The 23289-nt window shown below is 71.8% G+C and carries 14 protein-coding genes and 1 pseudogene; 8 read left to right on the top strand and 7 right to left on the bottom strand.

Going from position 1 to position 23289, the window contains the following annotated elements; genetic code table 11:
* Window positions 1-4: 4 nt before the first annotated feature.
* Both F8568_RS32280 and F8568_RS32285 read right to left on the bottom strand, forming a co-directional pair.
* Complete coding sequence (locus F8568_RS32280; RefSeq protein ID WP_151597475.1) at window positions 5-5428, bottom strand: type I polyketide synthase; 5424 nt, start codon at window positions 5426-5428, stop codon at window positions 5-7.
* Between the two features lie 25 nt (window positions 5429-5453).
* Complete coding sequence (locus F8568_RS32285; protein WP_151597476.1) at window positions 5454-5759, bottom strand: acyl carrier protein; 306 nt, start codon at window positions 5757-5759, stop codon at window positions 5454-5456.
* Window positions 5760-5976: 217 nt separating this feature from the next.
* On the opposite strand from F8568_RS32285, the gene F8568_RS32290 reads away from it, so the two are divergent.
* Entirely contained in the window at window positions 5977-7047 is a 1071-nt protein-coding gene (locus F8568_RS32290) for a beta-ketoacyl-ACP synthase 3 (RefSeq protein ID WP_151597477.1), read from the top strand.
* On the opposite strand, the gene F8568_RS32295 is transcribed toward F8568_RS32290, so the two are convergent.
* The 3 genes from F8568_RS32295 to F8568_RS32305 all read right to left on the bottom strand — a co-directional run bounded on the left by F8568_RS32295 (window position 7034) and on the right by F8568_RS32305 (window position 11719).
* Window positions 7034-9586, bottom strand: coding sequence for a class I SAM-dependent methyltransferase (locus F8568_RS32295; protein ID WP_151597478.1), 2553 nt, complete (start codon window positions 9584-9586; stop codon window positions 7034-7036). The two genes, F8568_RS32290 and F8568_RS32295, sit on opposite strands and share 14 nt — an antisense overlap.
* 92 nt (window positions 9587-9678) lie before the next feature.
* On the bottom strand, window positions 9679-10959 hold the full coding sequence (locus F8568_RS32300; RefSeq protein ID WP_151597479.1) for an aminotransferase class V-fold PLP-dependent enzyme: 1281 nt from the start codon (window positions 10957-10959) through the stop codon (window positions 9679-9681).
* A 184-nt stretch (window positions 10960-11143) separates the two neighbouring features.
* The gene (locus F8568_RS32305; protein WP_151597480.1) at window positions 11144-11719 is read right to left on the bottom strand and encodes a helix-turn-helix domain-containing protein; all 576 of its coding nucleotides are present in this window, start codon (window positions 11717-11719) and stop codon (window positions 11144-11146) included.
* 166 nt (window positions 11720-11885) lie between these two features.
* Between F8568_RS32305 and F8568_RS32310 the strand changes: the two genes are divergently transcribed.
* The gene (locus F8568_RS32310; RefSeq protein ID WP_151597481.1) at window positions 11886-12578 is read left to right on the top strand and encodes a Clp protease N-terminal domain-containing protein; all 693 of its coding nucleotides are present in this window, start codon (window positions 11886-11888) and stop codon (window positions 12576-12578) included.
* 91 nt (window positions 12579-12669) lie between these two features.
* Window positions 12670-13362 (top strand): pentapeptide repeat-containing protein, encoded by a 693-nt coding sequence (locus tag F8568_RS32315; RefSeq protein ID WP_328601119.1) that lies wholly within the window; start codon window positions 12670-12672, stop codon window positions 13360-13362.
* Window positions 13363-13483: 121 nt separating this feature from the next.
* On the opposite strand, the gene F8568_RS32320 is transcribed toward F8568_RS32315, so the two are convergent.
* Entirely contained in the window at window positions 13484-14320 is an 837-nt protein-coding gene (locus tag F8568_RS32320) for an alpha/beta hydrolase family protein (RefSeq protein WP_160573841.1), read from the bottom strand.
* On the opposite strand from F8568_RS32320, the gene F8568_RS32325 reads away from it, so the two are divergent.
* From F8568_RS32325 to F8568_RS32335, 3 genes are all read left to right on the top strand, one after another.
* Window positions 14321-14641: a hypothetical protein gene (locus F8568_RS32325; protein WP_151597484.1), complete on the top strand. Its 321-nt coding sequence runs from the start codon at window positions 14321-14323 to the stop codon at window positions 14639-14641. It begins immediately after the preceding gene.
* A gap of 193 nt (window positions 14642-14834) precedes the next feature.
* Entirely contained in the window at window positions 14835-17186 is a 2352-nt protein-coding gene (locus tag F8568_RS50715) for a CHAT domain-containing protein (RefSeq protein WP_151597485.1), read from the top strand.
* Window positions 17183-18823 (top strand): hypothetical protein, encoded by a 1641-nt coding sequence (locus F8568_RS32335; RefSeq protein ID WP_151597486.1) that lies wholly within the window; start codon window positions 17183-17185, stop codon window positions 18821-18823. The genes F8568_RS50715 and F8568_RS32335 overlap by 4 nt, the downstream gene beginning before the upstream one ends.
* Here F8568_RS32335 and F8568_RS32340 read toward each other — a convergent pair.
* The gene (locus F8568_RS32340) at window positions 18795-20690 is read right to left on the bottom strand and encodes a caspase family protein (RefSeq protein ID WP_160573842.1); all 1896 of its coding nucleotides are present in this window, start codon (window positions 20688-20690) and stop codon (window positions 18795-18797) included. The two genes, F8568_RS32335 and F8568_RS32340, sit on opposite strands and share 29 nt — an antisense overlap.
* Before the next feature lie 558 nt (window positions 20691-21248).
* Between F8568_RS32340 and F8568_RS32345 the strand changes: the two genes are divergently transcribed.
* Both F8568_RS32345 and F8568_RS48870 read left to right on the top strand, forming a co-directional pair.
* Entirely contained in the window at window positions 21249-22328 is a 1080-nt protein-coding gene (locus tag F8568_RS32345; protein WP_151597488.1) for a WD40 repeat domain-containing protein, read from the top strand.
* A 65-nt stretch (window positions 22329-22393) separates the two neighbouring features.
* Window positions 22394-23281, top strand: a pseudogene (locus F8568_RS48870) (IS630 family transposase); the annotation flags it as partial.
* Window positions 23282-23289: the final 8 nt, after the last annotated feature.

Here is a 23289-nt window from a genome sequence, read left to right on the forward strand (position 1 = left end):
GACTTCACAGAACTTCGAACTCTTCCCAGACCCCGTCTTCCGCGCCGTCGTCCCGCGGTGGCGCACCACCGGGCCCGGCGTCGTCCAGCATCCGCGCGGCGAGCTGCCGCACGCTGGAGCCTTCGAGCGCGGCCGCCAGCGGCAGCGACAGACCGAGCTCCACCTCGACCTGGCTCTTCATGCCGACCCCGACCAGGGAGTCCAGGCCGACCTCGTTGAGCGGCTGGTCGGCGTCCAGCTGCTCCGGCGTCATCTCGAGGGCGCGCGCGATCGCGCCGTGCAGGTACGTCTCCAGCAGCGCTCGGCGTTCCGCCGGGTCGGCGGCGAACAGTTCGTCGGCGGTGAGGGCGCCGGGGCGCGCGGACGCCTCGGCGGCCGCGTCCGGGCCGGCGGCGGCGAGCTCGGAGACCAGCGGGGACGGTGCCGCCGTCTCGGCCCAGCGCCGCCAGTCGACGTGCCCCACGGCGACCTGCGCCGCCTCGACGCCGAGCAGCGGCCCGAGCCAGCGGGAGCCGCTGTCCGGCGCGATGCCCCTGATACCGGCGCGTTCGACGAACCGGCCGGTGCCCTCGCGCCGTACCGACAGCCCCGTGTCCTGCCACGCCCCCCAGGCGATGCTCAGCGCCGGCCGGCCCTGCGCGGCCCGCAGCGAGGCGAGCGCGTCGAGGAACGCGTTGGCCGCCGCATAGTTCCCCTGCCCCGGCGACCCCAGCACTCCCGCGAGGGAGGAGAACATGACGAAGAAGTCCAGCGGGAGGTCCGCCGTCAGGTTGTGCAGGTTCCACGCCCCGGTGACCTTCGGTTCGAGGACGGCCAGCAGCCGCGCCGGGTCGAGAGTGCCGAGGGTGGCGTCGTCGAGGACGCCGGCCGCGTGCACGACGCCGCGAATGGGCGGCATGGACGCCGCCGCATCCGCGAGGACCTCCGCGAGGGCCCGCTCGTCGCTCACGTCGGCACGCGCCGTCCGGATCTCGGCGCCCGCCTCGCGGAGCCGCCGCAGTTCCCGTTCGGCGGCGTCGCCGGGGTCCCCGCGCCCGATGAGCAGGAGGTGGCGCGCACCGTGCTCGGCCAGCCACCGTCCCGCGAGCAGCCCCAGCGCGCCGAGGCCGCCGGTGACGAGGTAGGTCGCGTCCGCGCGCACGGCATCGGCGGGGACGGTGCGCGGCGCCGCCCGGCGGGCCAGCCGCGCCACGTGCCGGGCGCCGTCCCGGACCGCGACCTGGGTCTCCGCGTCACCGGCCCGCAGCTCGGCGGCGATCCACCGCGCGGCTCCCGCGTCCAGGGCGGGATCGAGGTCCACCAGCGTGGGCCGCAGCTCGGGATGTTCGAGCGCGGCCACCCTGCCGAGCCCCCAGATGGGCGCGTGCGCCGCCGACGCCGGGGCCGAGCCGTCCACGGCGTGGACGCCGGCGGTCAGGAGCCAGAGGCGAGTGCCCGGGTCCGGGGTCGCACCGTCCGCGAGCGCGTGGACGAGGTGCAGGACGTTGACGACGCCCCGCCGCTGCGCGGCCCGGAGGTCCGCGGCGTCCAGGCTCCAGAGGTGCACGACGCCCCGCAGCCCGCCCATCCGCTCGCGCGCCGCCTCGACCGCCCGGCGCGTCTCGCCGCCGTGGTCGGCGCGGATCACGAGCCGGTCGGGATCGGAGCCGTCATAGCCGTCTCCGGCGGTCACCAGGACGACCGGCTCGCCGTCCCCGGTGAGGTGCGCAGCCAGGTCGGCTCCGACGCCGCGGCCGTCGGCGAAGATCAGCCAGCCGCCGGTCGGGCTCGACGGCTTGAGGGCGCCGCGCTCCCGCCGCTGCCACCGCACTTCGTACAGCGCGCGGTCGAGCGACGTCGACGGGGGCATCCAGGCGTCGCCGTCGAGCCGCCTGACGTGGACGCCCTCGAGGACGGCGACGGTCGTCCCGTCGTCGGCGGCGAGCCGGACGTCCCCGACCATGCCCGCCGCGCCGGCTTCGTCTCCCGGACGGACGCGGGCATGGGCCCAGAGGCGGTCCTGCCCGCCCGTCCCCGGAGGCCGCGCGGCCATGCGATCGATCGCGAGGGGGACGTAAGGGCGCCGGTCGTCGGTGCCGGTGCCGCTCTGGAAGGCGCCGACCAGGGCTTGGAGAGCGGCATCGAGGAGCACCGGATGGATGCCGTAGGAACCGGTCTCGGAGGCGACCTCGGCCGGCGGAACGATGGCGGCGAGCGCCTCCCGCTCGCCCTGCCAGAGCCCTTCGACGGCCTGGAACGCCCGGCCGTACTCGAGGCCCCGCGCCTCCAGGTCCTGGTAGAAGGCGGCCGGTGCCATCCGGTTCGGGCAGCGCGCGCGGACGGCGTCCAGGTCGAGCGCCGCAAGGTCGGCGCCGACCGGTCCTCCGGGCGCGACCGTCCCGGTCATGTGCAGCGTCCACTCCGGCCGGCGGCCCGAGCCGTCCGCCGGCCGCGAATACGCGCGCACGCTCGCGCCACCGCCGTCGGCGGTGGACACGCTCAGCTGGATCGTGGCCGTGTCGGCGTCGTCCAGTGCGAGCATGCTCGGGAACTCGACCGCCGTGAGGGCGCCGGAACTCCCGCCGAAGACCTGTGCGGCCGCCGCCCGCGCCATTTCGAGCCAGGCGGCGCCGGGAAGCACGGCGACGCCCTGAACCCGGTGATCGTCGAGGACGGCCTGGGCCTCCGCGTTGACGGCGTTCTCCCACACATGGCTCCCCGCCGCACCGGCGAGCTCCACGTGGTGCCCGAGCAGCGGGTGGCCGCCCGCCCGGCCGGGCAGGGACGGCAGGGCGCCCCGCGAAGGCAGCCAGCAGCGCTCGCGCTGCCAGGGGTATCCCGGCAGCCGCGCCGGTCGCCGGGGCTCGGGATACAGCGCCGTCCACTCGGGCTCGCAGCCGCCGGCGTACAGCGCGCCGAGCGAAGCCCGCATGACCTCGCCCGGTGGCCGGTCGCGGCGCAGCGATGGCACGAGCACGGTCTCCCGGCCCTTGGCCTGGGCGCTCTGCGCGATCGCGGAGAGCAGCCCGGGGTGCGGGGACAGTTCGACGAACACCTCGTGGCCGCCGTCCAGGAGGGCGTCGACCGCCGCGGCGAACAGCACCGGCGTCCGGATGTTCTCGGCCCAGTACCCGCCGTCGAGCGCGTCGCCGTCGACCGCCCTGCCCGTCACCGTCGAGTACATCGGCAGTCGCGGCGGCACCGGGCTCAGGCCGGACAGGGCGCCGGCGAGGTCGCCCATCAGGGGTTCCATGTGCGGGCTGTGGGAGGCGAAGTCCACCGACCGGAGTATCCGGACGAAGACCCCGCTCGCCCCCAGCCGGTCCGCGACCTCCTCGACGGCGTCCGCGTCCCCGGAGATCACCGTCGAGGTCGGGGCGTTGACCGCCGCGACGCAGACGCGATCCTCCAGCCCGCGCAACTCGTTCCGGACGGCGTCGGCGTGGAGTTCGACGACGGCCATCCGCCCCCGGCCCGACACGGTGCGGATCGCCCGGCCGCGCCGGCAGATGACGCGCACGGCGTCCTCCAGGCCGAGCGCCCCCGACAGGTGCGCCGCCGCCACCTCGCCCATGCTGTGGCCCACCACGGCGTCCGGCACGATGCCCCGCGACCGCCACATGCTCGCCAACGCGATCTGAACGGCGAACAGCGCGGGCTGGCAGAAGTCGGGCTCGTCGAGGCGGGACGCCCGCTCGTCGGCCCACAGCTCGTCCAGCAGCGACCAGCCGGCCTCGGCCCGCACCAGCCCGTCGCACTCCTCCAGCGCGGCGAGGAACGCCGGTTCCTCGCGCAGCGCCGGGTCGAGCGGCCACCAGACCGGTCCCTGCCCCGAACAGACGAACGCCGACCGACGACGGCGGCGCCGGCCCGCGTCGCCCGAGACCATGCCGGGGCTGGGCGCGCCCGCCAGGAAGGCCCGGAGCCGGTCCGCGGCTTCGTCGCGGGAGCCGGCGACGATCGCGAGCCGGTGGCGGTGGTGCGACCGGCGGGCACCGGCGGTGTACGCCAGGTCGGCGAGGTCGGGGCGGGAGTCGCCGTCGCCCGTGAGGACGCCCAGGAATCGTTCCGCCACCTCCCGCAGCGCTTCGGGGCTGCGCGCCGATAGGGGGAGCAGCACGGGTGCGTCCTCCCGCGGACGGCCGTGGCCGCCGCCGGAGCGGACGGGCGGCGCCTCCTCGAGCACGAGATGGGCGCAGGTTCCGGCGAAGCCGAACGAGCTGACCCCCGCCCGGAGCGGGCCCCCGTACCCGGGCCACTGCTCGGCGGCGCGCGGCACCCGCAGCCGCAGCGACGCGAAGTCGATCCGCGGGTTGGGGTTCTCGACATGGAGGCTGGCGGGGATCCGGCGATGCTCGAGCATCAGCACCGTCTTGATCACGCCCGCGATCCCGGCGGCGGCCTCCAGATGGCCGATGTTCGACTTGACCGACCCGACCAGGCACGGCCGCTCGGCCGGCCGCCCCCGCCCGGCCACCCGCCCGAGGGCCTCGGCCTCCATCATGTCGCCGAGGAGCGTTCCGGTGCCGTGCGCCTCGACGTAGCCGACGTCGCCCGGCGCCACGCCGCTGTGCCGGTACGCGGCGCGCAGCAGATCCTCCTGCGACCGGCCGTTCGGCGCCATCAGCCCGTTGGTGCGACCGTCCTGCCCGACCGCGCCGCCGCGGATCACCGCCCGGACCTCGTCGCCGTCGGCGAGCGCGCGCTCCAGCGGCTTGAGCACCACGATGCCCGCGCCCTCGCCGCGGACGTAGCCGTCGGCCGAGGCGTCGAACGTCTTGCAGCGCCCGTCCGGGGCCAGGACGCCCGCCTTCGTCAGGTTGATCCCGAAGGCGGGCGACAGAACCACGTTCACGCCACCGGCGATCGCGAGCCGCGACCGCCCGCTCCACAGGCTCTGGCACGCGGTGTGCAGGGCCACCAGGGACGACGAGCAGGCCGTGTCCACGGCCACGCTCGGTCCGCGCAGGTCGAGCATGTACGAGATCCGGTTGGCCGCCACGCTGAGGGCGACGCCCGTGCCCCAGTACGCGTCGATGCCGTCCAGGCGGGACGCCTGCAGCAGCGCGTAGTCGTAGCTGCTGATACCGACGAAGACCCCGGTGTCGGTGCCGGCGAGCGCCGTGACCACCTGCCCGGCGTCCTCGAGCGCCTCCCAGGCGACCTCGAGCAGCAGCCGCTGCTGCGGGTCGATCGCGCTCGCCTCGCGCGGGGAGATGCCGAAGAACTCGCGGTCGAAGCGGTCGACGCCGTCCAGGAAGCCGCCCCAGCGCGTGACCATCTTCCCGGGGGCGGACGGGTCGGCGTCGTAGAGCTCCCCGGCCTCCCACCGGTCGGGCGGTACCTCGCTGATCGCGTCCACCCCGTCGAGCAGAAGCTTCCAGAACTCCTCAGGGCCGTCGGCGCGGGGGAACCGGCACCCCATGCCGATGATCGCGATGGGCTCCATGCGGCGCGCACTCCTGTTGGGCTCGTCAGTCGTCGTGCGGACTCGCGCCGACGCCGGCGACGTGCTCGGCCAGCGCGGCGATGGTGGGGTACTCCCAGGTGAGCGTCTCCGGCAGCGGGACCCCGAGCTCCTTCGCGAGATCACCCACCAGCGCGACGCTCGACCTCGAACTGAGGCCGTTGGCGATGAAGGACTCGTCCGCGTCGACCTGCTCGGGATCGATCCTCCGCATGCCGGCGATCCGGGCGATCAGCCATTCTTCGATCCGCTGCCGGTCGACGAGCAAGACGGGCCTGCTTTCCGGGGAGAACGGTGCCGTTTTCGTGGTCATGGGCTTTTGGTGGTCGTGCGGCCGGACGTTTTCAGAAGCGGTTTCCGACTTAACTTCACGAGAGCCGGCGGGTACGGGCAAGGCCCGGGGGAGCGGACGATATGCCGCGCGAAAGCGCGCACCATGGCGCGCACGTCCGGCGCCCGGTTAAACGGCCTTTCCGAACTAGCATCGAGAATCTCGGCGATCCCCGAGGACCTTCGGACGGGAGGACGACATGGACGAGACGACCGGTACGCGACCACGACCCGGCTCGGTCCTGTGCGGGCTCGGCGTCTGCCTCCCCCGGCGCGAGGTCGGCAACGGCGAGATGGGCGCGCGGCTGGGAGTCACCGATGACTGGATCGCCAAGCGCACCGGAATCCGGCGGCGCCGCGTCGCGGCCCCCGGCGTCAGCACCGGCGATCTCGCCGCCGCGGCGGGGCGCAGGGCGCTGGAGGCGGCCTCGGTCACCGAGGTGCAGGCGGTGGTCCTGGCCACGACGACCCCGGACCATGTCGTCCCCGGGACCGCCCCTTGGGTGGCCGCCCGCCTGGGGATGGACGGCGTCGCCGCCTTCGACGTCAACTCCGGCTGCAGCGGCTTCATCTACGGCCTCGCCGTCGCGCACGGGCTCATCAGCGCCGGTGTCGCCGGGCACGTGCTGCTGATCAGCGCGGACACCATCACACGGGTGGCCGACCCCGACGACGCCCAGACCGCGCCCCTCTTCGGGGACGGCGCGGGAGCGGTGGTCCTGCGTCCGGGAACGCCCGGCGAGAGCGGCGCGCTCGGCCCGTTCGACCTGGGCAGCGACGGCGCCAACGGCGGTGTGGTGCACGTCCCGGGCGGCGGGGGGCGGGACCGCGCCGAACGGCACGCCGCGCCCGGCCCGGACCCGTTCCTCACCATGTCGGGCCGCGAACTGTTCCGCCATGCCGTGCAGCGGATGGTGGCCTCCTCGCGGCGCGCGGCCGAGCAGGCGGGCTGGGCGCTCTCCGAGATCGACGCGGTCGCCCCCCATCAGGCCAACGAGCGCATCTCCGCCGACGTCGCCCGCCGGCTGGGCGTCCCCGGGCAGCGCGTCCTGTCCGACATCGCCGATGTCGGGAACACCGCGGCCGCGTCCATCCCCCTCGTCCTGCACCACGCCGTGCACGCGGGGACGCTGAAGCCGGGCATGCGCCTGCTGCTGACCTCGTTCGGCGGCGGACTGGCCTGGGCGTCCACCACCCTGACCTGGCCCGACGTCCCGGTGCTCGATCCGGCCCCGGAGCCCGCGCCGGCGGCGGGGATCACCTCGCCGTGAAGCGGCCGAGCTTCCATTCGACGTTCACGCCGTGCGCGGTCCCCGCCGGGCCGCTCATCACCTCCGGCAGCACCCGGTCCAGCATGAGGTGACGGATGACGGCCTCCCGCAGGGGGCGGTCGGCCAGCTCCGCGAAGTACTCCTGCTGGTTCGCCGGGACGAGGGCGCCCAGCAGGCACTCCTCGACCAGGAACTCGTACGTGCGCCGTTCGACGGCCCCGTCGAAGTACGGCGCCAGCGCGGCGGTCACCGCCGCGCACCGCACCGGCTCCGGCAGGATCCTGCGGTCCGCGCGCCGCTGGGCCGGCGCGCGCAGCGCCGGCCGGACCGATGCCGCCGCCTCGCGGAGGACCGGCGCGAGCCCGCCCGGGTCGGCGGTGTCGAGCGCGGCCAGCCAGTACCGCCGCACCAGCCGGTTGACGTCGTGGAACAGCACCGAGTCCGCGTGCCGGCCGGCCAGATCCGGCGCGCTGAACGCGAGCAGCCCGCCGGGGCGCAGCACGCCGGCGATGGACGCCGCCGCCCGCCGCATGGCCTTGTCGGGAAGCAGGTGGAAGACCATGTTGGCGAGCACGGCGTCGACCCGCCGGCCCGCCATGACCTCGCGCAGCGGGCGGAAGCCTCCGCCGCCGGGACCGCGGAGGGCGTGGAAGCGCGTCCACGGGACATGCCGCAGCAGCTCGTACCCCTGCGCGAACCAGCCGCCCGGGATGTCCACGAGGTGCAGTTCGAACGTCGCGCCGCGCTCGGCCAGACGCCGTACGACGTTGCGTTCGAGGCACGCCTTCAGCAGCTCGATGGAGGCGAAGCCGGTGCCCGCCCCGTAGTCGAGCACCCGGACGGCGTCGCCGGGACGGACCCGTTCGATGCGCGCCTCCACCGCCTCCAGCACCTGGTGGACGACGATGCCGGTCGCGCCGGCGCACCAGGTGCGCGGGCGGGTGAGGTCCCCGTCGGTGAACAGCAGCCGGTGCAGCCCCGCGCCGTCGGCCAGGTCGTCCTCCGGGCCGGGCCGCCAGGTGTCGTGCCGCTCCCCCGGCGGGCCCGCCGGCAACGGCCGCTCCGTCACCAGGTGGTTCGCGGACACCGCGACGAACGGTCTGTTCCTCGGATACCGGCGTTCGAGGTGGCCGACCGGCTGGAGCCCGGCGAGTCCGCAGCAGCGCAGGAACGCCGAGTACTCGATGAGGTACTGGTGCGAGAGGGCGTGGTAGGTGTCGAGCGCCGCGGAGTGCGTCGCGCCGGCCTGATGGCGGGCCACGCGCGGCGCCACGCTGTGGGCCTCGATGACGACCATCCCGAACCTGCCGACGTGCCGCCGCCAGCGCCCCAGGTGGGCGACGAGGTCCGATTCGACCTCGCGGGCGCTCAGCGGGCTCCCGTCGGGCGCGAGGTAGACGCCGGACGACCAGCCCGCGACGTCGTCGCGCGGCTCCGCGCCGAGGTAGCTGCGGTCGTGGTCGAGAAACGACCTGATGTGCAGCCCGTCGTCGATCGCGAGGCCGTGCTCGGCGAGCAGCGCGCGCAGGGCGTCGGGGTCGGTGACGTCGCCGATCAGCAGCAGCGGATCCGGGACGCCCGCGGCGCGCAGCACCTCGCGCGCCCGGTCGAGGGCCACGGGGCTGGCGTCGATGCCGACGTACCGGACGCCGTCCCCGAGGAGGCCGTGCAGGTGGGCGAGCCAGGTCCCGTCTCCGCAGCCCATGTCGGCGACGAACGACGGCCGGGGCGTGCGGCGGAAGATCTCCTGGATGATCGCGTCGGTGTCGGCGAAGTACCGCCGGTGCGCGGCCGAGCTCGCCGCCACGTTGATCCGCCGCTGGCAGTGCCATTCCCCGTCGCCCGGCGCGACCACGAGTTCCCCGCGGAACAGCGCCTCGAGCCGGCTCAGCATGGGCAGGTACGAGCCGACGAGCCCGCAGTGGCCGGAGAAGGCGAGGCAGGCCCGGCCCGGTTCCGTCCAGCCGCCGCCGGGGTCGAGCCACCCGAGCAGGACGAACAGCCTCGCGAAGTCGCCGGTCGGCTCGTCCAGCCGGCCGGTGCCGCGCAGGCTGAGGATCGCCGGCACGGCGAGGGTCGCGTCGAGGTAGGCGGTGAGCGGGTCGGCCGGGTCGGCGCCGGCCCGCCACCTCTCGTGGTCGCGCAGCAGGCCGCCGAAGGCCGCCCGGGTGGCGGCGTCCCAGGGGGCGGCCCAGCAGTCCGGCGCGTTGTCGTCGAAGCGGGCGAGGAACTTCCCGCCGGCGACGAGCCGCGCGCGGTGCCGCAGCGCCGCCAGGCCCCGCTCGGTCCAGGCCGCGGGGTCGGGTTCGATCCAGCCGGCCGCGGCCAGGCAGTGCCACGCCGCCCCCAGGTACCCGGTGCCGGGCAGGCCGCCGGTGTCGTACGGCTTGCCGTCCAGGAGGTCGAGGGCGTCGAACGCCGCGACGGCCGCGGCGAGCACCACCCCGTCCTGGAAGAGGAACGCGGTACGGCGCGCCTCGGCGCGCCGATCCGCCGCCCCCGCCGCTGCGACGGGCACGGCGGATCGGTGCTCCGGCATGACGGTCCTCCTTGTGGTGTGCGGCGGAGGGCGGCCCACCGCCGTCCCGGGGCCTGCGGCTCGCGAGCCGGCCCGCCGGGCCGGCCACCGGCTCAGCTGGGGGGCAGGAATCGCTCGTTCGGGTGCTCGGTCGTCCAGAAGCCCTTTTCCGCCGTCCCAACCGACTCGACGAGCAGGTCGACCTCCTCCGGCGTGTTGTACACACCGAACGAGGCCCGGACGGTTCCGACGAGCCCCAGGCTGTCGATGAAGGGGGACGCGCAGTGCACGCCGGTGCGGGTGGCGATGCCGAAGCCGTTCAGATGGGCGCCGACGTCGTGCGGGTGCACACCGTCCACGTTGAACGAGAGGATGCCGCCCCGCGGCGTCTGGGACCCGTACACGGTGACGCCGCCCAGTGCGCGCAGCCCCTCGGCGGCGCGGACGGTGAGCGCCGTGTCATGCTCGTGCACCGCGTCCCGGCCGAGGTCGTCGAGGTAGTCCATCGCCGCCGCGGTGCCCACCATGCCCGCGATGTTGGGGGAGCCGGCCTCGAACCGCAGCGGCGGCATGGAGACGAGCGGGCCGTCATAGGAGGCGATCGGCGCCATGCCGCCGCCGAGGAGCAGCGCCTCCATCCGATCGAGGTGCTCGGCCTTGCCGTACAGCACCCCGGTGCCGTGCGGGCCGTACATCTTGTGCGCCGAGAGGCAGTAGAAGTCGGCGCCGATGTCCTGCACGTCCACGCTCCGGTGCGCGACGGCCTGGGCGCCGTCCACGACGACGGGGATGCCGTGGGCATGCGCCTCCGCGGTGATCTCGCCGACGGGGTTCACCGTGCCCTGGACGTTGGAGACGTGGGCCACCGCGATCAGCCGCGTCCGTTCGGTGATCCGCTCTCGGAAGGAGGCCAGGGACGGCTCGCCGTGCTCGCCGACGGCCGCGATCTTCAGGGCGGCGCCGGTCCGCTCGCACAGGCGCCGCCACGGGAGCAGGTTGGAGTGGTGCTCGAGGCCGCTGATAAGGACCTCGTCGCCGTCCGACACGACCTGGGGCCCGAAGCTCTGCGCCACCAGGTTCACCGACTCGGTCGCGCTCTTGGTGAACACGATCTCGCTCGCCTCGGCGGCGTTCAGGAAGGCCCGGACGCGCTCGCGCGCCCGCATGAAGCGGTCCGTCGCCCGCATGCCGAGCGTGTGGACGCCGCGTCCGACATTGCTGTTGTCGTGGGTGTAGTAGTCGTACATGGCGTCCAGCACCTGACGCGGCATCTGCGTCGTCGCGGCGTTATCCAGGTATACGGGCCGCTTGCCGTCGAGATCCGTTTCCAGGATCGGGAAGTCGGCCCTTACGTCGCGGGAGAGCCCGGACGTGGTCGTCCGCTCAGCTGACATCGCTTCACCTAACTGGGAGATGGCGTCCAGAAATGTCTCGAGAATTGGCGACCGGACCTACGGACAACGTGCCGAGAACGCACCGTCGCGGGCAAGGCCCGACGGTGCGGACCATGAGCCACACGAAAGTGCGGACGATGGCGCGCGCCGGCGTCCGCCCCGGCTCGTCGCCGCGGACCGGCCGTTACCGGGGGACGGAGCGCGCGCGCAGGTGGACGCGTTCGCCCTGATGGCCGAACAGGATGAGCACCTCGACCGGGGTGGAGTCGGCGCTGTCGAACCAGTGCGGCACGCGGGTGTCGAACTCGGCCGCCTCGCCCTCGGTCAGCACCATCTCCTCGTCGCCCAGCACCAGCCGGAGGCGGCCGCTGAGCACGTACATCCACTCGTAGCCGTCGTGGGCCTTCTGCTCGGGCGCGCGGCGCTGCGGCGGGATGATCACCTTGTGCGCCTGCACGCCCCCGGGCTGGCGGGTCAGCGGGATGAACGTCATGCCCTTGTGCTGCACCGGACGCAGGTTGACCCGCGGGTCGCCGGTCGGCGGCGCGCCGATCAGCTCGTCGATCTGCACGCCGTACGCCTGTGCCAGCGGCAGCAGGAGCTCCAGCGTGGGACGGCGGCGGCCGGCCTCCAGCCGCGACAGCGTGGACACCGAGATCCCCGTCTCGGCCGCCACGTCGGCGAGGGTCGTCTCACGACGCTTGCGGATCGCGCGCAGCCGCGACCCGACCATGGCGAGGACCTCGTCCGTGTTTGCCATTCCCGCAAGTTTAGTGGCCCCTCCCGCCGGCGGAGCGGATCGTGGACGCCGTGACGCGGTACTTCGATGTCGCGTTGCGGGGCTTCTGATCGCCCCGCGGTCATGTCCCATCATGCTTGTCAAAGTTAGATTGACAAGCCCTGACTGTCAACCTAAAGTTGACAACATGAGCGATCCGGTACGACTCGACGAACTGATCGACCGCGTGATCGGGATGCGCCCGGAGAGCGACGCGCTCGCGCACCTCGCCGACGCGATGGCCGTGTCCGAACGGCTCGACGACGTCTCCGACCAGCTCGTCGGGCATTTCGTGAACGCGGCGCGCAGCGCGGGTGCGACCTGGGCCGAGATCGGCAGAACCATCGGGGTGACCAGGCAGGCCGCCCAGAAGCGCTTCGTCACCAAACCCGCGGACGTCGCCGCGCTCACCAAAGCCGGGCCCCAATGGACCCCACGCGCGCGGGCGATCCTGGACGCCTGCCAGGACGAGGCGCGCGCGGCCGGGCACGACTACGTGGGCACCGAGCACATCGTCCTGGCCCTGCTGAGTCAGCCGCAGGGCCTGGCGGCGAAGGCCATCACCGAGAAGACCACGCCGGAACGGCTGCGCGAAGCGATGAGCGAGGTCTTCGGGCCGCGCTCCGACGACCTGTCGGGAGAGTTCCCCTACACCCCGCGAGGCACGAGGGCCATCGAACTGACCGCCCGGGAGGCGCAACGGCTCGGTCACGGCCATGTCGGCACGGAGCACATCCTGCTCGGGGTTCTTGCCGAGGGACATGGAGCCGGTGCGCAGGTCCTCCACCGCTTGGGCGTCGACCAACGCGGCGTCGAGGAGTGGCTGGCCACCCAGTTCTGATCCGTAGGCCGTGGGTTCGAGTCCCACGCGACCCACGCACAAGCGGAACAGGGTGGCGACATCGCGGATGTGCACGGCGTTCCATAGGTTGGTGCTTCTGTGCTCCTCACGGCGGGCAGGGCCGGGTCCTCCTCGGCGGCCGGCCGCCCCAGGTACCGCGCGAGCCGATGCATCCCGGCGCGACCACGGCGGCGGATGCGACGATTCCTGTTTCGGCGCCGCCGCCTATACCGATGAGGGCAAGATTCCCGAGGCGGCGCTCCATGCGAGTCTGGGCTGCGGCAACCCTCTGGTCGTCGCTGAACTGCGCCCCGGTGAGACCGTCCTGGATCTGGGCTCGGGCGGTGACGCGGATCTTGGTGGAGCGAACCTGATCGCAGCGCGCATGCGCGGAGCCGATCTGAGCGGCGCATATCTGCGGAAGGCGCAGGGGCGAGCGTGCGACGCGCGCGACGCGCTGCTCACCGGGGCGGATTTGCAGGCAAGCGAGTTCGAGGACGCCGACCTGCGCAACGCCGATCTCCGCGGTGCCGTCTTCGGGAGGGCCTGGCTCGCCGGAGCAGACCTGCAAGGCGCCGACCTACGGGCGTGCGTCTTCGGCGGGAGCCCCAGGACCACCGGCCTCCTCGAGGTGCGCATGGCGGATACACGTCTCGCCGGCGCCACCGGCCATGTCACCGGACCGGTCGACGTCGGCGCGACCTCACCTCAACTGATCGACGGAGATGACCTTCAACGTTGGTTCGCCGACCACAGCGCACCCGAGGTCGAAGTCAGCACCTGAGGGGGATCTCTCCTGAAGTTACGAGCTCCGACGAGGAAGCGCTCCGGTGGCGCGGGGACGGCGAGAAAACCGAGGAGAAGGGCTGAAAGTTGGCCGTCCGGGTGTGTTTCTTCTCGTCGACCTACTCAGGGTGCTGTGTCGGCAGGTCGGCGAGGAAGTTCTCTTCGGCGGTCAGTGCTTGTTTGATCGATTCGGGTGAGCGGAGGACGTGGCCTTCGCCTGGGAAGGCGAGAAGGCGGGCTTGAGGGCCGAGGGCGGCGGCGAGGGCTCTGGACTGGGCGGGTGGGGTGATGGGCGGCGAAGATCTCCAGCGAGCGGTGTGCGGCGTCGGTGGCCTGGTCGAGCCGGCCGTCGCAGAGGTGGGCTTCGGCGAGGCCGATGGTGATCTGGGCGCCGCGCCGTTCGCAGGTGGCCGGGAGCGCGGCCAGTCCTCGCTGAACGCGGTGATCGCTTCCTTGACATGCCCAAGGCGGAGGTGGCATTGGCCGCGGTAGTCGGCCAGGGCCGTCCGGTCGAACTCGTACATCCACTCTTCGCGGTCTCGGGCGGCGTCGAAGTGCTCCTCTGCTTGGTGGAGAAGGGCGAGGCTGTCGTCACGTCGGCCGGTGGCGGCGAGGGTGCCGGCGGTCAGGGCGGACAGCCAGGAAAGGGTGAGGCGCGTGGTGGCCTTGGGGGCGGTGTCGAGGGCCTGACGAGCGTGGTGGACGGCGTCGTCGGCATGCCCTTCGGCTTCGTTCGCGAGGGCTTGGTAGCCGCTGATGTAGGAGGCGAGGGCCGGGTTGCCCGCTTCTGGGAGGAGGTCCCGGGCCGTCCGGTAGTAGAGGGCGGACTTGTGCGGGTCGCCGAGGTCATGCCAGATCCAGCCGGCGAAGCCGGCCGCTTCGCCGGCCGCCGATGCGATGCGATGGCGCAGCGCAGTGGACGAGGCGTTGCCGAGGAGCGCGATCAGTAGCCCCAAATGCGCTTCGACCGGGACGCTCATCTGCGCGGATGTCGCCGCGAGCTGTCCATTCTCTTGTGCACGGTGCTGTTCCGCGCCGCCGGACTCGAATGGTACGAGCAAGGCGACGCCTGGCATCTCATCGCCCAACATCGCCCCTCGCCCGCCGACATGCCAAGAGGTCGGCTGGAAGCGATGGCCGAGTCCCTCCGGCTGTTGATGTCAACCGATTTCGCCTCGGACGGCCCGCCGCTGAGCGAAATCGGTCCCCTGCCGTTCACCGCCGAATGGGCAGGCGCCTTCCACCGCGCCGCCCACACAGCAGTCTTCAACGAGTGAAGGCTCACTCGGAAGACGATCACCGATTTGGCTCATGACATCGGCCACAGCGATCGTCGGCTGGCCCCTCGTCCACTGCACTCGCAGCGACTTGAGGCATCCGCAAGTGGCCACGTCCACGTGTGGCGAGACGGCGGCGGCCCGGCGCGTTCCGCAGGACAATCGCCTCCAGGGACGCACGATCGGGGGCACGGTGGAGCGGATACCCGGCTGGGCCGACGACCCGGTACTTCGTCGGCAGGTGGAGTCGCTCAACGAGGCGGACCGGGCCCAGTTGATCGAAGACATCGCGGAGTCCGAACTGGTCCGCGAGGCGCTGGTCGAGGTGCACGGCGTTCTGGGCGAACCGGAGCGGATCCTGGAGATCGCCAGGCGGCGGCCCGAACTGCTCAGTGCCGAGGCCGACCGGCAGTTGTGGTTCGCCATCGAGTCGCTGGACCGCGACCGTTCGGACACCGAACGCCTCTTCGCGGAGCTACTGGAGAATCTTCGGGATTTCCTCCTCAGCCTTCGGAGGGATGGGCCTGACGAGTGGGAGGACCTCGTGTCCACCCGAGAAGAAGGATCAGCCGATCCACTGGCCAGGGCGGCTCTGCTGGTGAGGACGGGACGCCCCGAGGAGGGGATCACCGCGATCGAGGACGTCCGGCGCACCGCCCGGGAGGCCGGCGATTGGGCCGTGGTGGGCGAGGCCGAGCTGATGTACTGCATGGCCTACCAGGTGCTCTCCGGGGAAGGGCCCGAACGGATGCGCGTCCTTCGGGAACGGTCGCAGGAAGCAGAGGCGGCCTTCCGGAGGGCGAACGACGCCTCCGGGATCGTGCGGGCGCTCGAACGGCAGGTCGGCGTGATGCTGGAGGATCGCGACGCCGACGCCGTCCAGTACGTCCTCGGCAAGCTCGAGCGGATGGATGCGGACGCCGCTCGGTGGTGGAGCCGGTATGCCGTCGCCTTATTGTCCGCGCCGGACGATCTCGACACGGCAGCGGAGGCCCTGGCCTGGTGCGTGGAGAACACCGCCCTGCTCGACGCGGCCGAGCGAAAGCACTGGGAAGACGAGTGCCAACGCAAGCTGGACGTGCTGACCGGCGCCCCGGCGCCCGCTCGCCCGCCCCGCAGCCTCCGGGACCGGCTCGCCGCGGCGCTCGACGCCGCCGAACCCGGCCGCCGGCTCGTGCAGGTACTCGATGAGGCGGAGGCACTCCGGACCGGCATCAGCTCGGCGGTCAAGCAGCGCGAGTTGTCCGCCTACCTGGAGAGCTTCTATCTTCTTGCGGCGCACGCCGCCGGGGAAGCGGGCACTCCAGAGTCCGCGATGGACATCAGGGAGCGCAACACCAGCCGGGCCCTGCTGTCGCAGCCGCTCATGACCATCCTCTGGGACCACGCGGGCGGCCGGCCCTCCCGGGAGACGGCCGAAATAAACACCGCGCTGGTCCTGGCGAAGGCAGACGGCGACGAGCGCACCCTGCGGTACTGGCTCGCACGGCGGCGGGAGGCGGACGGTGCCGCAGAGGAGCGGGTAAAGGCAGCCCGGAAGGCCCCGGTCGGCCGCCGGTTCACCCCGGCCTCCTGCGCTCGCCTGCTCCAGGTGCTCGCGCCGGACGACGCCGTCGTCCAATACTCTCCCGACGGCGCCGTCTCAGTGCTCACCGCCGACGGTGTCCGCGCGGTACCGCCCTACGACCCTGATGCGCTGGCCGACGCATGCGCCGCCTATCTCGGCGCGGTGCGCGACTCCGACACCCGAAAGCGGCGGTCCGCCGAGATCGAGATTGAACGTGCCTGTGTGGCGCCGCTCCGCCGGCATCTCGGCGCCAAAGAACGCGTGTTCCTCATCCCCTCTGGCCCGCTGTGGGGTGTGCCTTTGGGGGCGATCGGCGCCCTGGAGGGCCCCCGATGCTCGGTAGTGCCCAGCATGAGTGTCCTGGAGCGGCTGCTCCAGCGGAGGCTTCCGGCCCGCAGGCTTCCACTGTTCTTCGGCATGGCCGATCCCGACGGATCCCTCCCGCACGCGGCGGCCGAGGTCGCCGAAGCGGCCTCGTGCTTCCCCGACGCCTTCACGCTGACCGGTGACGCCCTCGACTTCGAGGCGATCCTCAACCTCATGGATGTGGACGTCGCGCACATCGGCTGCCACGGCGAGTTCTTCGCCGACTATCCCGAGCTCAGCTATCTCCACATCGCGGGCGCGGGCCGCCGGGCGGCGTGGCTGTTCTGCCACGACCTCACCCGGGTCGCGCTCAGCGCGCGTCTCCTCGTCGTGGCGGCCTGCCATGCGGGAAACGGGGTCGCGTTGCCCGGCAATGAGTACGTCGGGTTCCCCGGAAGCCTTCTCGTCCAGGGGGCGCAGACCGTGCTCGCTCCGCTCTGGGCCATCGACGACCGGTCCACCGGCGCCTTCATGCGCCACTATCACAGGCACTACGCCCGCGACCGCTCCGCTTACGCCGCGCTCCGCCACGCCCAAGAACGGCTGCGGGCGGATCAGCCGACCGCGGATCCCGTCCACTGGGCGGGCTTCCAGCTGTTCGGGCTGCCATGAGCACCGCGGACAGGGACCTGAACATCCCGCCAGAATCGAACGACGCCGAGCCACCGGAAGCGTTGATCCTCGGGATCGACATCGAGGAGATCTACCAGACGTTCGCGGAACTCCCAGCGGCCTGGCTCGCCACGGCCGCCCGGTCCGGCGAACTTCGACTGCTCGACCGGAAGGTACGGCGCGCGGTCACAACGCTGCTGGAAATGGGCGTGTCCGCCCTGGTGGCCGAGTCGCTGGAACGGGCGGCGGCCTTCCGGCCAGACCAGCCCGGGTTCGACGAGCCCCTCATGGAGACCGGTCTCTCCCTCGACCGGGTGATGTACGAGATCCGCGAGCAGCTGCCCGATGGGAGCGCCGCCTGGTACGACGTCGGTGTAATGGTGGCCCGGGTCCAGATGTGCCACACCATGATCGTCGACGCGGGGCACCTGCCGGAGGTCGCCGACCTGTACCGGCGCGAGCTCTCGCGAGCGCTGCCCATCACCGCGCACATGCTCACGGTCGCACTGCGGGACGCCGGCGACGGGCTCGGCCACCGGATCGCGGCGGCGCTGGAGGAGCTGCTCGTGGTGTGCGCCGAGGAGGATCCAGACTCCGCGGGCCTCCCGCCGGCTCTCACGGAGGTCTTCGCGGCGCTCGGCGCCGTGGAAAGGAACCTCGGCGGCCTGCCCGAGCCGCCCGATCCAGAATCCGATGATGGGGCGAATCCCGGAGAGGATGCCGAATCTCGGCACGGGTCGGAGACGGAGACCTGGTGGCGGGACGTGGGCGCCCAGCGTCAGACCGCGCTTTCGCTGGCGAAAGAGGACCGGCTGGAGGAGGCCGACGAGGCGTTCACCGCACTGCTGCTGGACCTTCGCACGAACCTGTTCCTGGCCCATCCCCTTTGTATGGAAATCCAACTCGACCGGTGCTGGGTCCTGGCGAAACTCGGAAAGACCGACCTGGCCGTGGACACCGCGCACGACGTCGCTTGTGGGGTCGAGTACTTGCACGACCCGGCCGACCTGGACGCGATCGACCTCCAGTTGAGGGCGTTGCGCTTTCTGGAGGAGGTCGGTGCGCGCCCAGAGGCCGATCTGATCCGAACGGAGTACCTCGGCTGGCTGGCGGACGCGTCCCCAGACGCGCTCGAACCTCCGCTGCGGGCGGCGCGCGAACGGCTGCTCGACCTGACCGGCGCCGCGGCACGGCGCGAGTCCGCGGCGGCACGGCGCGCCGAACTTAAGGCCTTGCCCATTGCACAACGCGTTTCCGGGCTGAAACGGCTGCATGCCGAGCTCGTCCGTGCTCAGGGCCCGGGCCATTCTGTGACGCTGACCATCGCGTACGACCTGGCCATGGCAAGGTTGGCGGCGGGCCAAGAGCGGCGTGCCGCCCGCGTGGCCCGCGCCGCCCTCACTGCCTGCGACCGGGCGCACGGGCCCGACGCCCCGCTGTCGGTGCTGACCGCAGTGTGGGTCTGGTTCGTGCTGATGAGCTCGACGACTCTCGGGCCGCGGCTGCTGGCGCTCAACGAACGCATCCGTTGGCTGGCCGACGCCGACCCGGACACGTTGACTGGCGACCTGCGGGAGGCGTGGAAGATGTACACCGGTCTGCTCCGCGTCATCGACGGGCAGGCAAGTCCGGAATGACCGTCCGGACGGGCACCAGGACGGTGGTCCAGTCGCCCGCCGGACCTCCTGGTGCGGCCATCTCGCGGCGGTTGCGCCAGGTGTGGAGGGCGGTTGCAGCGGAGCGGAGCGGTGGAGCGTCGATGGGGGGCAGGTTGAACGGGGCGGAGGAGACCTCTTCCTCCGACACGATGAGTACGCACCAGTCCAGGGCGGACGCCCCGGGGCGTTCTGGTCGGCCAGGCGGCAGGCTCACCGGGATCGGCCTGCCGTGGGCGGCGGCCGCCACCATCCCCGGCCCGACGAACGCACCGGGAAACAGCGCGGGGTGCATCCGGTAGCGGTCGGTCAGGTCGAGCAGGACGCACCACAGGCGGCGGCTGGAACGATTGCGGATCCGGATGAAGACCTCCGGCGGCCTCCAAGTTCGCCCGTCGTACCGGTAGGGCAGACGGACTTCGCCGGACGGGTCGGGTCGCAGGGCGGGGCTGTCGCGCGGGGCGCGGGATTCACCGGGCTCCGCGGCGACGACCTCGAGGTCGACCAGGCCGTCCAGCCGCGACCACGGGTTGCGCAGGTCGCGGACGTAAGTCCAGACCGCGAGCTGATCCAGTCGCAGCGGCAGGTCGCGCAGAGCTTCTCCGCCGGCGCTCAGGATGAGGGTGCCATCGGCCATCCGGACGTCGGCGGCGGATCGGCCGACGGTCACCGTCCAGGTCGGTGCATCCGCGTCCACCGAGAGGAACGGTGAGTCGAGGCCGTCGATGGCCTCCTCGAGCGCGGCGGCCCCGGCCCCGGTGACGCGCACCGTGGTCGGGACGGCTGGCAGGGACTCGACCGCCACCGGATAGGCGCGTTCAGGGTCGGGTTGCCAGCCGTCCGGCTCGACGTCCGCCCGCCCGGCTGACGCGGCGCTGACTCGCACGCGAGCACCGTGTTCCGCGCCGCCGGACCGGACGGTGAGCGTTGCACCCGCCGTCACGCCATGGCAGAAACCCGCGTCGACCTCCCAGCCGCCGCGGATCCGCCGCAGGGTGAACGGCACGGCGGGCGGGGTGACGGCCCCGCCGAACACGGGCGCGTCGGCGAGGCCCCCCGGCGAAACCGGATGGAGAACGGGAACCTGGTCATGACACAGGTTCTCCACCATTCGCCGGGTCCTGATGTGGACGTCCCGCACGGTCGTGCCTGGCGTGGATTCGCGCAAGGCCCGGACCAGGGCGTAGCTGAACGCACCGCGCCGACGGCCCTCCATCCGCACCTCCATGGCCTTCTCGAAGGTACGGCAGGCGGCGAGAAGGACGTGGGTCTCCTCCATCTGGCCGGCCACCGTCCCGCCGAGATCTGGAAGCAACGCTCGCGCTCCAACGGACTCATGGGATCTCGGGAGCGCGCGCACAGCGGAGTCGGGGTCGCGGGTGCCGCTCTCGGCATGGCAGCAGTCCAGCACGGCAACACAGTGCGCCCCGCGCCGCCCGACTTCTCCCGCCAGGACGCCCAGCTCCTTGTCAAGCAGGTCGGGGACCCCGCCCTGACGGCTGTCGACGCACACCAGCGACTGCGCGGTCCCGCTCGGTTCCAGCCACCACAGGTCCTCGGCGACCGGCTGTTCCGACCCGTGCCCGGCGAACCAGAAGAGCGCCACGTCCTCCGGTCCGCACTCCGCGAAGTGCTCCTGAAACGCGGCGATCATCTTCGCACGGGTCGCCTCCTCGTCCAGGAGCATGCGCAGCCGGAGCCGCCCACCAGCCCGCTCCTTCAGCAGCTCCGCCGCATCCTGTACATCGTTTCGACATCCGCTGAGCGGCCGTCCGGGGTACCGGTCGATCCCCACAAGCAGCGCGTACAGCAGCCCGTCCATCCCCGCCTCCACCCCTGGCACCGACACCGCCATCCGATTGTCACCCGCCTCCCTCCGCTCCGAGGGGAACCGCGCGATTTCTGGTCGGTCAGCCTCCCGATTCCTCCTTACCTGCAGCGAGGGCGCGGTCGAGAGCTGGGTCGCCGCATGAGACTTGGCGCTGCCGAACGGCGACCTCGCCCAGGCCGTCACCATGCTGCGCGCCAAGGCCAACCGGCTTCCCCGCCATCGAGGCAGCGATCCGATACCTGACCGGCACGTCATATACCGTCGCTGTCACAAGCTCTGGCAGCGGTGTGGCCGATTGCCATCGGCGTCATCGAAGGAACGGTGCGCCACATCGTCGGCGACCGCCTCGAAATCATCGGAGCCTGGTAGGCCTGCCCGGAGCCGAGGCAATCCTCAGCTCCGTGCCCTGATCGGCAATGAGAATCTAAATGGCCGCCGGCAGTTCTATCCTGATCGCGATCACCAGTGACACAAGTACGATCTCACGCCTGATCAACCCTGTGCGTGATCGGTCCGGCTGCCTCACATCTGCTCCAAACCGATCATTGCTGGGCTTCGCGCCTATAAGATCCGCCCATGCCTGAACTCCACCCCGTCCTGACCAGCCGAGTGCCCTCGAACAAGGCCGTCCTGGATTTCGACCTCGCCATGATGGCTGGGCGCCCCCTAGTGGTGTGCACGCACGATGTCAGCCGCCGCGCCTGCACATGGGATCCGGCAACCGACCAGTGGACCGAGTACCAACTCGACAATCCGTGGCTTGAAGACTCTGAGGGCGATTACACCGAGCTCACCGCGCTCGGCGCCGCGGTCGTCAACGGCCGCATAGTGGTCGGCGGTGGCGGTGACCACCAGGGCTTCGCGCAATGGGACCTGGAAACCGGAAAAGTACTATCTGGTGCCGAACCTAGCAGCGTAAGCTCGGTTCGCGCGGTGGCACTCAGCGGACGGACCCTCTTCGTTCTCGGTTTTGGCGCCCCGGGCCTAGAGGTGCATAGCCCGGCGAAGAATGACAGCCCCCAGACCGACGACCTCGGCGCGCGAGAGCCCGGGGACGATGACAGCGTAGAAGGTCTCATCTGGTTGACCGACGAACTGGAAAGCTGCGGGAGCATCGCGGCCGGGACAGTGTGGGGGCGATCGGTCATCGCAGCCAACGGCGTGCAGGGCGGCATCGCCGTCTGGGACTTCGACCAAGACGAACCCATCCTCGAACTCGACGCACCCGACGACAGCGAGGACGAATTCAACCACTTCGCGCTGGCAACCGTTCAAGACCGCGCGTTCCTGCTCGCGGCCGGAGAACGGGTGCTCGGGGTGTGCGATGTCAGCGATCCCGACGCCCCGGCCTGGGCCGAGCCGATCACCGTGCCGGGAGGCGACATCGAATGCTTCGATGCCGGCGTCGTCAACGGTTGCGTGGTCGCAGGGACCGGCGGCGCGGACGGCACGTTCTGTTTGTGGGACATCGCGGACCGGCGCCTGCTGGCAGAGCCGAACACCATGCACCGGCGGGAGGAACCGGACTTCCCCAGCGAAGTGTGCGCCGTCCGGTTCACCCAACTGGATGCCCGCCCCGTCGCCATCACCGCCGGCCGAGACCGTACCGTCCGCGTCTGGGACTTTCCGGAAATCGGGAGTAACGAGCACAGCTAGGGGCCTGCTGAGTCGGCGTTCACCGCCGAACAGTCGCCTCGCGTAACACCGTGTCGAAGTAGTGGTCGCGGTTTCTGGCCGATCGGTTGAAGGGCCTGACCGACGAGCCTCGTCCGGGGCCGGCCGCGTGCGATCTCCGATGAGCAGGTCGAGCGGGTCGTCACCGCGACGCTGGAGGAGACGCCCGGCGCCGACACACACTGGTCGACGCGGTCGATGGCGGCGGCGACCGGGATGTCGCAGTCGGCGGTCTCGCGGATCTGGCGCGCGTTCGGCCTCAAACCGCATGCCGTGCAGACCTGGAAGCTGTCCACCGACCCGCAGTTCGTCGACAAGGTCCGCGACGTGGTCGGACTGTACCTGAACCCGCCCGACAACGCGCTGGTGCTGGCCGTCGACGAGAAGTCGCAGATGCAGGCGATCGACCGGACGGCCCCGATCCTACTGATCACGCCCACCACCCCGGCGCGGATGACCCACGACTACGTCCGGCACGGCACCACCAGCCTGTTCACCGCCCGGACCTGCGCTCGGGGCCGGTGATCGCCGGCACTACCGTCGGCACCGCCACCAGGAGTTCCCACGGTTCCTCAAGCTGATCGACGCCGCCGTTCCGCGTGATCTGGAGTCGCACCTGGTGCTGGACAACTACGCCACTCGCAAGACCGAGCAGGTCAAAGAATGGCTGCTCCGCCACCCCCCTGTTCCACCTGCACTTCACCCCGACCAGCTCGTCCTGGCTCAACCTGGTCGAACGCTGGTTCGCCGAACTCACCAACCGCAAACTTTGCCGCTCAGCCCACCGCAGCGTCGTCGAACTCGAACGCGACGTCCGTGACTGGATCAACGAGTGGAACAAGCGCCCCAAGCCATTCGTGTGGACCAAGCCCGCGGACGAGATACTCGAAACCCTCGCCGCATACTGCCAACGAAGTAACGACTCAAGACACTAGCCTGGCCT

Source organism: Actinomadura physcomitrii, from assembly GCF_008923205.2.
Taxonomy (GTDB): Bacteria; Actinomycetota; Actinomycetes; order Streptosporangiales; family Streptosporangiaceae; genus Spirillospora; species Spirillospora physcomitrii.